Origin of the sequence: Paenibacillus hamazuiensis, from assembly GCF_023276405.1 — a bacterium.
Classification (GTDB): Bacteria; Bacillota; Bacilli; order Paenibacillales; family NBRC-103111; genus Paenibacillus_AF; species Paenibacillus_AF hamazuiensis.
This window is the reverse complement of record NZ_JALRMO010000001.1, coordinates 6725603-6741821: the sequence shown is the minus strand read 5'-3', so window position 1 is coordinate 6741821 and position 16219 is coordinate 6725603. Positions and strand designations below refer to the sequence as shown.

Annotated in this window: 5 protein-coding genes; all 5 read left to right on the top strand. The window is 49.9% G+C overall.

What is annotated here, in order from left to right; all coding sequences use genetic code 11:
* Positions 1-134: 134 nt before the first annotated feature.
* The 5 genes from MYS68_RS29535 (at position 135) to efeO (ending at position 16218) form a co-directional block, all read left to right on the top strand.
* Positions 135-494 (top strand): response regulator, encoded by a 360-nt coding sequence (locus tag MYS68_RS29535; protein ID WP_248929234.1) that lies wholly within the window; start codon positions 135-137, stop codon positions 492-494.
* A 297-nt stretch (positions 495-791) separates the two neighbouring features.
* Entirely contained in the window at positions 792-5798 is a 5007-nt protein-coding gene (locus MYS68_RS29530) for an S-layer homology domain-containing protein (protein ID WP_248929233.1), read from the top strand.
* Positions 5799-6320: 522 nt separating this feature from the next.
* On the top strand, positions 6321-14183 hold the full coding sequence (locus MYS68_RS29525; protein ID WP_248929232.1) for an SdrD B-like domain-containing protein: 7863 nt from the start codon (positions 6321-6323) through the stop codon (positions 14181-14183).
* 88 nt (positions 14184-14271) lie between these two features.
* Positions 14272-15126, top strand: a complete 855-nt coding sequence (srtB, locus tag MYS68_RS29520; protein ID WP_248929231.1) for a class B sortase — start codon at positions 14272-14274, stop codon at positions 15124-15126.
* Between the two features lie 207 nt (positions 15127-15333).
* A complete protein-coding gene (gene efeO, locus MYS68_RS29515) occupies positions 15334-16218 on the top strand; it encodes an iron uptake system protein EfeO (protein WP_248929230.1) in 885 nt (294 codons plus the stop codon).
* The last annotated feature ends 1 nt before the right edge of the window (position 16219 follow it).

Sequence of the window (16219 nt, the reverse complement as noted above, 5' to 3'; positions counted from 1 at the left end):
CTTTCTTTTTTTATCCCCGGTGAAAGGGAGACGAGCATTTGTTTAGTTTTTGTTTAGCGGCATTTGATTTAATTACAGATTGGCGGGATGCAGCGGTTTTCGGAGGACGAATTGAAACGGAAGGAAAGATGGGTATGATATCGGCAATGGTAGTCGACGATGCAGAGTTCATTCGCAAGGTCATAAGAGAGATGCTGGAGGATGCCGGTGTGGACGTTGTCGCCGAAGCCCGCAACGGCAAGGAAGCGGTGGAGATATATAAGAAGTTCGGGCCCGATTTGGTTTTTATGGATATGGCCATGCCCGTCATGGACGGCATCGCCGCCTTGAAAGAAATCAAGCGCTTTGATCCCGCGGCGAAAGTGATCATATGTTCGGCTATGGACGGGCGGGATTTGATTCGGGAAGCGATGGACAACGGCGCGAGCGATTATGTGATGAAGCCGTTTCTGAAGGAACGCGTGGAAGAGGCTGTTCGTAAGGTTTTGGGTTAGAGCGGCAGGCGCTAGGATCTGTTTGACAGAAAATCGAAATGGTTCTAAAGTATTAATGTTTCTGTGGCTATTTCTGTCGAATTTTAAGAAAAATTGTTGTTCAGATTTTGTTCAGCGTGACATGTCACAATGGGTTAGTGGGAAAATCGGACTATGTTAAATTGTTCCATTACCCGAATGAATGAGGAGGGCAAATTTGAGGTAGGAGGTCGAATTTACGGGTTTTTGTTGAAGTAGGAAGGCCAAATGCCAAGGCATCATCGAGTCATTACCATCATGTGGAGGAGAGAGAACGTGTTGAACACAAGGTTTGGGAGTAAAAAGTTGGTGTCTTTCCTGCTTACGCTGCTCATCGTGGCGAATTTGGTGACACCTGCATTTGCGGCCACAGCGCCGCTGCAAGGAGGTTCTTATTTTACCGATACCGACAACTGGGGCGGATATGGAAGCAGTACGGTCGATGGCGATTTGGATGTGAGCAGTCCCACGCGGATTGGCAATGGCGCTGCGAAATATCCTATCGAGTTTAAAATCACTGGAGTAGATAAACAACCTGCGAAGAGTGCTTATTTGCTGATCAGAGCATACGATGTCGATGAATACGATAGTACGGATAATTTAACAGGTGAATGGGATCGTGTGTATTTTTCCGCAAATCCGAGTGAACTTCAGTTAGGCGATTCATACACACAATGGACATGGCCTTCCGACTTCAAAGCAGGGGATTACAGGAAGGAGTTTCCTAAATCAGCCTATGTGGGTGCCTTGTCCGGTAACAATAATAAATGGAACACTACGGTTCTCGCAATTGCTCCAACCAAAATCACGGCGTCACAAGATTACTATGTCGCTCTTTCTACCCATCATTACTATGCAGCCAGCAAAGACGATTTTCAGGACTGGGTAGTTGAAGTCGACTGGGGTCAGCTTGTCCTTGATGGCGGTTCGCGCGAAACCGGAGAAATTTCGAAAGCAGCCATCCAGATAAAAGATGACGGCAAAATGTATGTCGATACAGGGTTTCTTCCTAAAACAACCGGCAATTTTGGTATGGAAGTCAGCTTGATCAAGGAAGAGGACGGCGTCGAGCAAAACTTGGATACCAAGACAGACCGCTTCCTTAATGCTGCGGAAGGTGTGGAGAAGACATCCCAGACATTGCTTTTAGGTTCGAATCTCGATCCGACCAAGGAATATAAGGTTAACATTATTTTGTTTGACGACCGCGGCGGGGCTGTGAGCACAAGCAAACCGATTGACGCAGGGAAAGCGCAGCATATTTTGACGGTGTCAACCTTCGATCCGCAAGCGAAATCGTTTGAAAAGCAAGGGCTTCAATACGAACCGATCGCATTTAATGCAGCTGATTTCCAAAATAACTACTTCAAGGTGAACGGAACGGCTAACGGAACTAATCTGCAAAAGGTACAGATTGTCACTTTACCGGATGCAGCCAAAGGAAAGCTGGTATTCGACGACGGCACTACTATCGCAGATGTGATACCGGGCCAGGAGATCGCCGTGGGAGACCTAAGCAAGCTCAAGTTTGTTCCGGCCGCTGACGAAAGAGGATTCTTCGGGACAGCCAGCTTTAAGTGGAACGGCTTTGACGGCACGAAATATGCATTTATCGATGCCGACGTAACGATCAACGGTCCCGCGAACGCCTTACCGACTGTGGATCCGATCGTAAAGCAGGCCAATAAAGGTGAAGAGATCAGCTTGCCGGCAGCCACTTTTACCGGCAGCTATTTCGATCCTGAAAATGCCCCGCTCAACGAAATCAAAATCGCATCGCTGCCGGACGCGGACATGGGCAAACTGGTTCTCGGGGTAACGGAAGTTACCTACGGCCAGAAAATTCCTGTGGCAAATCTCGGTCAGTTAAAGTTCGTGCCGAACAGCGGAAAAACCGGACCGGTATCGTTTGACTGGAACGGTTCCGACGGGACGCAGTATGCACGAGCGGACAAAAAAGTAACCATCATGATTAACACACCGCCGGTTATTCAAGACGTAACCAAAGCGGGGCTGGCCGGAGCCGTTGTTTCGTTCACCGCAGCTGACTTCGCCAATGCCCCGGCATATACGGATGCCGACAGCGATCCGCTGCAGCAGGTGAAAATTACGCTGCCGAGCGACTTCGGCTCCAAAGGGACATTGTGGTATACGTCGGTTTCGACGGCGACCTATATCAACCCGGGCACTACAAAAACGCTGACCCCGGCACAATTGAGCACGTTGAAATTCCAGCCGGCGCAAGATCTTCCGAACGGCAGTACCGTGACTTTCCCTTGGGTAGGAAACGACGGCAAGCAGGATGCCGAAGCTTCGGCGTTGGTGAAAATCGCATATAACGGCGTACCGGCTGCCAGTCCTTTGGCGGTAAGTATGGATGAAGGCACCAAGTCGCTGATTATCGAGCTGAAGGGTGTGGACGCGGAGACGGTTACCGGCATGGTGTACGGGATCAACTCCCAGCCTTCCAAAGGGACTTTAGTTCCAGCGACAGAGAATAATCCGGACGGCAATAAATGGATTTATACTCCGAACCCGAACTTTACAGGGGAAGACAGCTTTACCTATACCGTAACGGATGCGGACGGACAGAAGAGCCAGCCCGCGACAGTCAAGATTAAAGTGAACAAACTGCTCGACGGCTGGGCAGGCAATAAAAATCAAGGCGATGCGACGAATGTGAAAACATTGCCGGGGTATCCGCTCCCATTATCAGCGCTCAGCCAGACGGACGCAGCAGAAGTGATAGCGAACGTGAATGGGGTAACGGTTCCGTTAATTTTGGCCAATCCGACAACTTTTGCGACGGACGGATTTAAGAAATGGGAGCTCAGCACGTATAAGCTTCCGGAAGGAACGAATCCGGGCGTATACAAGGTAACCTTTACAGCCAAAGCAGCGGATCAATCATTGTTGCCCGCGGAGCCAGACTCCAGGCTGGCAGACAATAACTTCGAGGTTCCGGCACCATCCGTTCTTCAGTTGACGGCAAATCCCGCGAAAATTGTGGGCGACGGCAAATCAACGACGACATTGACCGCGCTGCTTACGGATACCGAAGGTAAACCGATCGCTAATACGGAAGTCGTATTCAGTGCGCCGGATGGAGTAGGATCGTTTGTCGGTTCGAATCGTGTGATGACGGACAGTGAAGGCAGAGCGGTTGTCACCTATAAATCGGCGAAGATCAAAGGTATTGACGAACAGCAGATTCCGATTAAAGCGACGGTGCTTGACGTTGCGAAGGGTGTTACGGCTCAATCGCAAATCATGATGACGTTTATGCCTCCAACCATCAGCGGGGTGATTACGAAAGGCGGCACCCACGAGCCTGTGGCTGGGGCGACGGTCCGAGCTACTCTTGACTTGAACGGGGACGGCAAAATCGAACAAGGCGTCGATTTTGATGCAACGGTCGTTACCAAAGCGGACGGTTCTTATTCGATCCCGGTTCCTGAAGGGGATAAAGAGTACAATCTGGAAATTACCCAAAACGTAACCATCGGCGGCGTGGAGACACCGGTCACTTATAAACAGCAAGCCAAGGTCGGAGTCGTGTCCGGATCCGGAAGCGATACATTCGATTCGGAGAAAACCGTAACCGGCGTGGTGCTTTTCAAAAAGCAGGACGGAGCATCCAGTCTATTCAATACCAATATGGTTAAGAAAATGAAAGTGTACCTGAAGGATGCGGAAGGCAATTACATTTCGGAAAACGGCAGACCGAAAGGCTTTGAGCTGGAGGGGCAAGGCGTATTTAACGCAAGCGGCTTGAGCAAAGATGTCACGTACACTATGGAGATTCGTTATGAGCTTGAGCCGGGGAAAGAGATCATCGTTAAAAGCAGTACGGTAAAAGTGAATGCGGACGGTGAAATGAACATTTCACAAGAACTTGTCGATCCGTACGGCAAAATCACGGATGCTGTCACCCATGCTGCAATTGAAGGTGCGACGGTAACTCTGTACTATGCGAATACGCAAAGAAACATTGATAACGGCAAACCGACGAACAGCCCTGTCGTATTGCCGGCGATCGAGGGATTTGCGCCAAACGATAACAAAAGCCCGGATCAATTAAGCGACGCTACAGGTTTTTACGCGTTCATGGTATACCCTGAGACCGATTATTACCTGGTCATAAAAAAAGCGGGTTATGATACGAAGATCAGCGATACCATCAGCGTTGAGAAAGAAATTGTCAAACGTGATTTTGAACTGACTCGTGACAAAAAGACTCGCAGTTCCGGCGGAGGCGGAGGCGGAGCTTCCGTACCGACCGGTCCGGATGTAACACTGAACCTTACCGTGGACAAAAACCTGGTGAAGGAAGGCGACGTATCGACCATCACGCTGGATTATAAAAATCAATCCGGTTCCACGCTGAGCGAAGGAGAAGTTTCCGTTACCATTCCTGAAGGAGCGGAGCTGGTTAATGCCAACGGCGGAACCGTAAACGGCAAGACGGTTACGTGGAAAGTGACCAACTTGGGAGCCGGCCAAGGAGGCAGCTTCAAAATCGAAGTGAAATGGCCTCAATTGACAGCTGCAGATACGGAGTTTGAATTCCCGGCGCAATTTACGTTGAATGGCAATGCTTCCACACCTGTCAAAGTCGACTCGGCAGTGAAGGTGAAGGTGTTCTCCGACCGTTTCGGAGATCTGAAACATCAACGTTACATTCTCGGATATCCCGACAAGGAGTTCAAGCCGAACAACTCGCTGACGCGGGCCGAGCTAGCTGCCATTGTGGCCCGCTTGACAGAGAACGGTAAAGTCAACGACACATTGTCTTACAAGGATGTTCGCGAAGACCATTGGGCGGCAAACTATATTAAGATTGCTACGAAACATGGGTACTTCAGCGGCTTCGAAGACGGAAGCTTCCGTCCGGAAGAGCCTGTCACCAGAGGAGAGCTTGCTTCCGTTATGGCTCGCTTCCTGAAGCTGAATATCAGCGCAACCGGAACCACGCATTTCACGGACGTCGAAGATCATTGGGCGGGCGATGCGATCGAATCGCTTTACCGGAACAAGTTCCTCGCCGGTTACGAGGACGGAACGTTCAAGCCTCAGGATAAAATTCGCAGAGTCGAAGCGGTCACGATGATCAATCGGATGCTGTATCGCGGTCCGTTGAAAGGAGCAAGCGCGCTGTTCCCGGATGTGCCGGAAAGCCACTGGGGCTTCGGCGATGTCCAGGAAGCGACCTTCTCGCATGAAGCTGTCCGCAACCAGGATGGAAGCGAAACTTGGAAGAGAAATATCGAAGACGACGTAAAGTAAACGGAGCTAAGAGGTATAGACAATTTTCATACGGGTAAAATCTTTCTAAAAGGCCGGTCCTCTCATCTATAGTGAGGGAACCGGCTATTTTTTTAGCTGCAAACGATCGATCTCAATTGTCAAAAAATACTTGTTCAGATTTTGTTCAGCGGGGCGTGTCACAATGGGCTGTGGGGAAGGAAGAGTATGTCGGATTTTGCGGGAAATCCGCTGCATCCTCTACCTGCTTAATGTGAAAGGTCATGTTTTGCCTGGGGGTGATGGCAAGCGGATCGAACAATCTAAGGCTTCGCGCTGCCGGTAATGGCGCTTGCGGCCATCAGTCAATTGGATAGTACATAAGCAGCCACTACATCTGACTGTACAGTTGTTTTTCCGCATGTAACCAAGTACAGAACGACGCACGGCCGAAGAAGAATAAAGAATGCGAGCGCTTGAAGGCATTCGGGTTGGCATGTGTTCATGTTCTTTGAAAAGAGAATACATAGCCGGCTCATGTCGACAGAGTTAAGGGAGTAATGTATGGGAATATTACTTGGGTGGATAAGAAAACCACATCTTCTGGCATTTCCCAAAAGAGTGATTTTCTTGCTTATGGTTTTATCACTGGCAATATTACCTTATTACAACTTTGTTGCTTTAGCCGATGTTACCCTATCCCTTAGTAAAACGGTGGACAAAACGACGGCAAGACCGGGGGACACGATAACGTACACGATTAAATACGCTAATCCAAGCACTACAGAAAATGCCGTGAATATGGTGATCACGGATGTTTTGCCAAGTACATTGGATTACGTAGGAGTCGAAACCTCGGCTGATGTTGCAAGTGTCGATACGTCGGTTTCCGGTACCGTGAGTTTTATTATGGTTTCGCCTTTAGGTGCAGGTAAAACCGGTGTAGTCAAAGTCAAAGCCAAATTCAAGGAAGGGGTAACGCAGCAAGGCGATACCGCCCAAAATACGGCAACAGCCAAAGCCGATAATAGTACCTTGGTTTCTGCAACCGCACCGGTGGTTACGGCGACGGTGGACAGTCCCAACTGGTCGATATCCAAAACCAAAATTAATCCAACGGTGGATCCGGTTTTGGACAGCAATGTAACCTATCGGATCAAGCTGAATGGAAACAGTGCACTGGGCGGCTCCAATATCCAGAACGTCCAGGTTGTGGACACGCTTCCCGACGGTTCCACGTTTGTTTCGGCCACTGGGGGCGGCGTTTACAGTTCCGTGTACGGTAATGTCTATGGCGGCAGTGTATCTTGGACGCTTCCTGATTTAAAGGTCGGGCAGGAGGTCACCTACGATGTGGTGCTGAGTTATCCAAGCAGTACCTTTCACGTAGACGACTCGGTCACGAATTCGGTCTATGCCGTCGGCAAAAGCCTGAGCGGGTCTGATCTTAAGACGAATACGGCGACAGTTACTCATGGGTTCGCGATTCCAACCCGAGGGGTTTATGGAATTAACAAGGATTCAAGGCAACCTGGCGATGAGTACTCCCTTGGGCAGACGGTCGAGTATAAGATCAATGGATTCGGGAACAGCGGCAACGTACCTTTGGATAATTTCAGGGTCGAGGATGCCATACCCAATCAGATTGATCTGACTCAGATTTCAACCGGATCCTACAGCAATAACATGGGCGTTACCGTTAGTGTATATTATCAGAAAAACGGTGATACCAGCACTTGGATTCCTTGGCCCGGAGGCGTTAATCTCGATAGCGGCAGCAGCAAAGTTTTGAACGTTTCGGGCCTGTCGCTTGGCGGTTCGGAGTATGTGTCCAATGTCCGCTGGGATTACGGAACGGTGCCGAGCGGATTCCGAATAGCCGCCGACATCCAGGTGAAGGGTACGCTGCTTAGTACGGCTCATGGCGGAGGGACTGTAACGGATGGCACTAATTTCAATAACACCGCTACACTCACCGCTGATGGTGTTGGCGCAAGCAGCGATACCGTAAACGTAAAGGTTGTAGTCCCTCGTCCCTGGATCGTTGCCAAAAAATCGGTCACAAGCAGCGCATCGGTGAGAGAGGGAGACACGGTCAAGTATAATCTGCGGGTAGAGAACTATCGGTTTGCAACAGGAGATTTGAACTCGCCGGTTATTCTGGACTTCTTCCCAAATGAATTGGAAAACTTTACGGTCGATGCAGTTGATCAATCTCACGCCAGCACGCCGAGCGGTGCACCGGTTTTCAGCAATCATAACGAAATTGTAAATTCAGTGACGTATTCGGTGTACAGCTGGAAATTCACGGGGGCTGTTCTTAAACCGGGCGATTACATTGATGTTATCGTCAGCGGTAAGGTAAAAAATAAAACCGCTAACGGCAACTTCGGCAATAAGATGTATGCAACGTCAGCCGTGACGAACGATTACAAATATGATAGCGGTAAAATAGTCAACGACATCTCGGATCCTGATGGCGGTTGGGACGATGACACGAATACAACAAGCTTTGTAACGGATTCGGCCAACGTTTATGTCAAATTCACAGGCTCCCTGGAATCCGTAAAGTGGGTTAAAGGGGAACTTGACTCCGACTTTTCCAAGTATCCCGCTAGCGGGATGACTCTGCCCGGCGGAAAAGCGATGTATCAATTGGTCGTAAGCAACACGGATTCCAACGGTCCTATCTCCAATATTGTTATTATAGACAAGCTGCCACGTATCGGAGATACAGGTGTTGTTGATACTGACCCTCGTGGTTCCGATTGGAGACCTTATCTGGTCAATAAAGTTACCGGACCTAAGGGGGATCCTCTTGATTCCAGAATCACAGTATATTATTCGACGAGCGCAAACCCGAATCTCAGTGATTTGGACGATCCGCTAGCCCCGCCGAATAATACGGGTTGGAGTCTGACGCCTCCGGCTGATATTACGACTGTGACCGCGTTAAAATTTGATTTCGGCAGCATCACCCTTAATCAGGGACAGTCGGTTACCCTGGAATGGGATATGAGGGCGCCGGTCAATGCACCGAGAAACAAGGTAGCCTGGAACTCGTTTGGTTATGCCGCCACTTATCCCGATGAAGGCGGCCCTCAGGCATTTTTGCCTTCGGAACCTATCAGGGTGGGCTTCCAAGTCCAAGACCCCGATCCAGCAGGTACCGGAAATATAGGCGACTTTATCTGGGTGGATACGAATGCAAACGGCATTCAGGAGCCGGGGGAAAATGGCATTAATGGTATTTTGGTGAATCTGTATAAGAACTCGGATCTTACAAAACCGATCGCTTATACCAGAACCGGTAATGAGCATTCCACCGGAAAGGCAGGTTATTATGAATTTCCTAACCTTTCTGAGGACGATTATACGGTGGAATTCGTCATGCCGGCCGGATATTACCTGTCGCCTAAAGATGCCGTTGGCGATGATGGCTTAGACAGTGATTTTATTGTACATGACGCGACTGCCGGAACATACCGGGTCAGTAAAACTCTTGGATACGAGGAAACCGATATGACTTTGGATGCAGGTATTTACACCAAAGGGTCTATCGGTGACTTGGTTTGGGAGGACACGAACGCTAACGGCGTTCAGGATGCGGGAGAACCTGGCATCAAGGACGTAACGGTCGAATTGTATAAGGACTCCGATACGGTAACTCGTATCACTTACATGACGACTGACAGCAGCGGCAAGTACAGCTTTGCTAATTTGGATCCTGGTAATTATCGTGTTAAGTTCATCAGGCCTGACGGGTATAAATCGACTCTCAAGGATCAAGGGAGCGATAGCCTCGATTCCGACCGGGATGAAGCAACGGAATTTAGCCACACTGTGGCATTAAATTCGGGTCAAATCGATAATACGGTGGATGCCGGATTTTACCTCGGTGAAATTGGCGACCGTGTCTGGCACGACCGGAACGCTAACGGCGTTCAGGATGTAGGGGAGCCGGGAATAGCAGGGGTAACGGTTAATCTGTATAATGCAGCAAATCTTACTACTCCTGTAAAAACCACGACGACCGACAGCAGCGGTATTTATAAATTTACCAGACTCTTTCCTGGGAATTATGCAATAAAATTTATTCGTCCGGGAAGCTACACTTACTTCTCTCCGGCCAAACTCGGAGGAGATGCTTCGAAGGACAGTGATCCTGTTTTTGGGGATAGGACTGCAGCCGAGGCATGGGTTGACAATATTACGCTGAACGACGGCGGACGAGACTATACCTTTGATGCGGGCGTGTATGGGCCGGCCAAACTCGGGGATAAGGTATTTCTTGATGCCAATAAAAACGGCATTCAAGATATTGGAGAAGCGGGGATTCCGGGTGTAACCGTCGAATTGTATCGAGCTTCTTCGCCGGGTACTCCGGTAGCCACAGCGGTAACAGACAGTTCTGGTTTATACCAGTTTACTGGTCTGGATCCGGACAATTATTTCGTAAAATTCGGCAAACTGCCGGGATACGTTATAACCTCCAAGGATCAAGGCGGATCTGACGCTTCCGATTCGGACGCAGATCCGACTACAGGTAAAACAGATGTTATCACGTTGGTTTCCAGAGACGATATACAGACTGTGGATGCCGGCCTCTACGTTCCAACAAACGGTACTATTGGAGACTTGGTTTGGAATGATTTGAATACAGACGGCTTGCAGGATGCGGGAGAGCCGGGGATATCGGGCGTGACGGTTGAGCTGTACAATGCGGATACTAACGCTCTGCTCAACACTACGACCACGGATGCCTCGGGACACTACCTGTTCTCCAATCTTTCTCTCACCGGCAACTACAAGGTGAAGTTCCTTAAGCCGGCCGGGTTCGCAGAAAGTCTTGCAAATGCGGGAAGCGATGACAGTCTGGATTCGGACAGAGACAAGTCAACCGGGTTTAGCCATACCCTGACGCTAACTTCAACTGTTAACGACCTAACGGTGGACGCCGGTTTCTATAAACTGGCTAAGCTCGGAGACAAGGTGTTTATAGACAGCAACGAAAACGGCATTCAGGATTCGGGTGAGGTCGGGGCAGCGAATGTTACAGTTAGTCTGTATCGCTCAAATGACTTAATGGCCTCTATCGCAACGACGGTTACGGATGGTAATGGCAATTACCTCTTTGATAACTTGGAGCCGGGTTCTTATGTGGTCGACTTTACGTTACCTAGCGACTATGTGTTTACCTCAAGGAATGAGGGAACGGACGCGGCAAAAGATTCGGATGCGGACCGCATAACAGGCCGCACCGACAGCATTGCACTGCTTCCCGGAGATGATAACAGAACGATTGATGCTGGAATTTATCTTCCTACTGATGGGTCCATTGGAAACCTGGTCTGGGATGATTTGAATGCAAACGGCATACAAGACGCGGGAGAGCCGGGCATACCGGGCGTAACAGTTGAGCTGTACGACGCGGATACGAATGTATTGCTCAAAACTACAACCACGGATGCCGCGGGACAGTATCTCTTCGCAGACCTTATCCTTCCACCCAACTATAAGGTGAAATTCATTAAACCTGACGGGTACGAGGATAGTCCTGCAAATGCAGGAAGCGATGACAGCAAGGATTCGGACAGAGACAACACGACTGAATTCAGCCATTCGCTTTCCATAAAATCAAGTATTCACGATTTAACGGTGGACGCCGGTTTTTACAAGCTGGCGACGCTTGGCGACAAGGTGTTTAGGGACGATTCTGTGAACGGTATCCAGGATCCGACCGACCCTGGCGTGGCGAATGTCGAGGTTAGTTTGTACCGTTCCGATAACCTGACGGTACCTGTCGCAACAATGGATACCGATGGCAGCGGCAACTACTTGTTTGAAAATCTGAAACCTGGTTCTTATGTGGTCAAGTTTACGGCCGTTAGCGGTTATAAATTTACACAGAAGAACATAGGGACGGATGAGGCCGTCGATTCGAATGCGGACAGCAACGGTGTTACCGACAGCATTGAACTGAAGTCCGGAGACAATATCAGAACGGTAGATGCCGGAATCTATGAGCTGGCTAAACTAGGCGACAAAGTATTTATAGACAGCAACAAGAACGGGATTCAGGATCCGGACGAATCCGGCGTGGCGAATGTCACGGTTAAGCTGTATCGTTCCGGCGCACCGGCGGTACTTGTCGCAACAACAGTCACTGATGCCACCGGCAATTATCTGTTCGAAGATCTGGACCCGGGTTCTTATGTGGTTGAGTTTACAGCGGGGAACGGTTATGCCTTTACCTCTAAGAATACGGGAACCGATGTGTCCATTGATTCAGATGCGAACGAAAAAGGCATTACCGACAGCATCGTTCTGACAGCAGGAGCAGTTAATAGAACGATAGACGCGGGGATCTATATTCCGTCTAACGGTTCTATTGGAAACCTGGTCTGGGATGATTTGAATGCAAATGGCTTGCAGGATGTGGGAGAACCGGGTATACCGGGCGTAACGGTTGAGCTGTACGACGCGGATTCGAGTGCATTGCTTAAAACCACAACCACGGATGCGCTAGGAGTTTATCTTTTCTCGGACCTGCCGCTTTCGGCTAACTATAAGGTGAAATTCGTTAAGCCGGACGGGTACAAGGAGAGTCCTACGAATACTGGAAGTGATGATAGTCTGGATTCGGACAGGGACAGTGCAACCGGATTCAGCCACATTCTTACCTTGAGTTCAAGTGTTACCGATCTAACGGTGGACGCCGGCTTCTATAAGCTGGCCAAGCTGGGTGATAAAGTGTTCAAAGACGTTGCTGCGAACGGAATTCAGGATCCGACTGACCCAGGCGTACCGAATGTCGCGGTAAGTTTGTATCGTTCAGATAACCTGACGGCACCTGTCGCATCAACTTTTACCGATGGTAACGGCAACTACCTGTTCGAAAATCTGGAGCCGGGTTCTTACGTGGTTAGGTTTGCAGCCGTCAGCGGCTATAACTTTACCGCAAAAAATTCGGGAACTGATGCGGCTCTCGATTCGAATGCGGACAGTACGGGCATTACAGACAGTATTGTGCTGCTTTCCGGAGACGACAACAGAACGGTAGATGCGGGAATTTATCGTCCGTCAAACGGCTCTATTGGAAACCTGGTCTGGAACGATTTGAATGCAAACGGCTTGCAGGATGCAGGAGAACCGGGCATACCGGGCGTAACGGTTGAGCTGTACGACGCGGATACGAATGTATTGCTCAAATCTACAACCACGGATGCTTTGGGACTTTATCTCTTCCCGAACCTGGTGCTATCGGCTAACTATAAGGTGAAATTCATTAAGCCGGACGGGTACAAGGAGAGTCCTGTGAATGCCGGTAGTGATGATAGTCTGGATTCGGACAGAGACAGTTCAACCGGATTCAGTCATATCGTTATCTTAAGCTCAAGTGTTACCGATTTAACGGTGGACGCCGGTTTCTATAAGCTGGCCAAGCTGGGCGATAAAGTGTTCAGAGACGTTGCTGCGAACGGAATTCAGGATCCGACTGACCCGGGCGTGGCGAATGTCACGGTTTTCCTGCATCGTTCCGATAACCTGACGGTACCTGTCGCAACAACAGTTACTGATGGCAACGGCAGCTACCTGTTCGAAAATCTGGAGCCGGGTTCTTATGTGGTCAGGTTTGCAGCCGTTAGCGGCTATAACTTTACCGCAAAGAATTCGGGAACTGATGCGGCCCTCGATTCGAATGCGGACAGCACGGGCATTACAGACAGTATTGTGCTGCTTTCCGGAGACGATAACAGAACGGTAGATGCGGGAATTTATGTTCCTAACTCCGGCGGCGGTCGCAGCGGCGGAAGAAGCGGAGGTACTCCTCCGGCTCCTACACCGGAACCAACACCGGGCCCGACACCAGGAACGACACCGGGACCAACCCCTGGGCCTACTCCGGGACCAACACCAGGACCAACTCCGGCCCCGACTCAGGGTCCGGCACCAGAGCCAACACCGGATCCAGCCCCGGCACAAACTCCGGGACCAAATCCGGAGCCTGCTCCTGAGCCGCTTACAGCAGCACCTGTAGTTACGAATGAGAATACTGCCGTAACGGGGGCTGTGCCGGACACAGGCAATAAATCCGCATCGTATTCGATGCAGACGGAGCCTCAGAACGGAACTGTTGAATTGTCGGAGGACGGCAAATGGGTTTATACGCCGAAGGAAGGTTACATCGGCACGGATTCCTTTGTTGTCGAAGTCAAGGATTTTGCCGGTAACGTTACTTACCAAGAAGTTCAAGTCAATGTACTTCCTAAGACTAACATGAACGCTTCGAAACCGGCACCTTCGCTCATTCCAAAAACAGGCCAGCAACCTTACAGCGAATTGTACCTGGCAGGTCTGGCGTTGATATTTGCAGGACTGAGCGTTTTCGGAGTAACCCGCTGGCAGCAGCGAAAAATGAAATAATACTTGCGGGGGCACAGGATTGTGCCCCTGCTTCACTTCAACGCGATAGACATGCTACAATTTGGTTCAAAGGAGGGAAGAAAGCCTAATGCTTAAGCGGACAGCCGTGCCGGGGGCTTACAGATTTTTTTATTGGTCGGCCTCATTATTGATATGTGCAGGACTTCTGCTTGTCAGTATCGATTGGTACATACAACATTCGGAGCGAACCGAATCGCAGCAGTTGAAAGCTCAGCTGACAAGTTTGTACTATGCCGAAGAACGGCAAGCGGCCCCCCCTCCGAAAGAAAAAGAGGAAATCGGCGAACCGATTAACGGGAGCAACCCTTTACCTGCCGGCCCAACAGTAAACGAGAGATTTGAAAGACTGCTGGCGATGAATAGCGAAATGATCGGATGGATTCATGTAGACGGCACTCAGGTCGATTACCCGGTGCTTCAGCACAAGGATAATGATTATTATTTAAACCGAGACGCAACCGGCAAAAAATCAATTTACGGCAGTATCTTTATGGATTATCGCCTGGATATCGACCAGCCGCAGCGGAACCTTGTTGTGTATGGCCATAATATGCTGGACGGTTCGATGTTCGGAAGTCTCCTGCAATTTAAAAACAAAGATTTTTTTGAAACATACAGAAATATCACTTTTGAAATCAAAGGAAAAAGAACCGACTGGGACATATTTGCCGTGTATACCGTCGATGCAAGAGAAGATACAATCGACGTTTCCTATGAAAATAACCAAGCATTTCTGGATGCTTTGAACCGATATCGAAATAAATCATTCTTTAGTACGGAAGTCATTCCGCAAGAAGACGATGAAATACTCACACTCGTAACATGCAGCAACGAGACGGATGATACGCGTTTGGTCATGCATGCGGTAAAAAAGAGATCCAGTGCCCCTTATCTTAACGCTTCGGCAAAACCTGATCTTTAGGAAGGTCCGGTCCTCTAACTTCGGCGGGAGGGTACCGGACTTTTTTGCATGGGAAAAAGGCGATTCGATCCGCCGCGGGCACTTTCACATTTTCTCCATGAAAAAGACTTGCCAAGAAGCCGTTCTCGCTTTACAATGAGAACTGTTATCATTTGCGTCCGATAATGAGAATCGTTATCATAAATTTTCCTGAGGAGTTGTACCATTGTGACCATTTCGTACCGCCATTCGCTTATATCCGTTATGCTTGGAACTTCTTTGCTGCTGACTGCTTGCGGAGGCAATGCCGCCACAGGCAAGCCGGCAGCGCAGGAAAATAAAGCGGCCGAAGGAGGAGCGAAGCCTGCTGCAGCGGCGGTTGTAACCCCGGAGCTGAAAGCCGCCGTCGATCAGTACCGCAAATTTGTAATCGCGCAAAGCGATGAATTTGTCAAAGCGACCGATGCGTTCACGAAGGCGGTGAAGGCGGGCGACATCGAAACGGCGAAGAAGCTGTACGGCCCGAGCCGGATGTACTATGAGAGAATCGAACCGATCGCCGAAGCGCTCGGCGACTTCGATCCGTGGATCGACGCGCGGGAAGGCGATGTGCCGGATAATGAGTGGCGCGGCTTCCACCGTCTGGAGAAAGCGCTCTGGGAAACGAAGTCGGCCGCAGGCCAGGAGAAGGTTGCGGACCAGCTTTTGCAGGACGTCAAGCAGCTTCGCGTGAAGGTGGAAAGCGTCGAGATCGCTCCCGAGATGCTCGTAACCGGCGCGGTCGAGCTGCTGAACGAGGTATCGAACGGCAAGGTGACCGGGGAAGAGGAGCGCTATTCGCACACCGACCTGTACGACTTCGCCGCTAACGTGGAGGGGGCGAAGGAAATTTTCACCGTGCTGAAGCCGGTGCTGGAGAAAAAGAATGCGGCGCTCGCGGGAGAAATTGATACCCGTTTTACCGAACTAGACAAGGAGCTTGCCCCTTTCCGAAAAGATAAAGATTTCGTTCCGTACACCGAGCTGAGCAAGGAGCAAACGAAAAAATTAAGCCAGGCGATCGACGCCTTGGCCGAGCCGCTCTCGAAAATGGGCACGATAGTGGAGGGTTAAG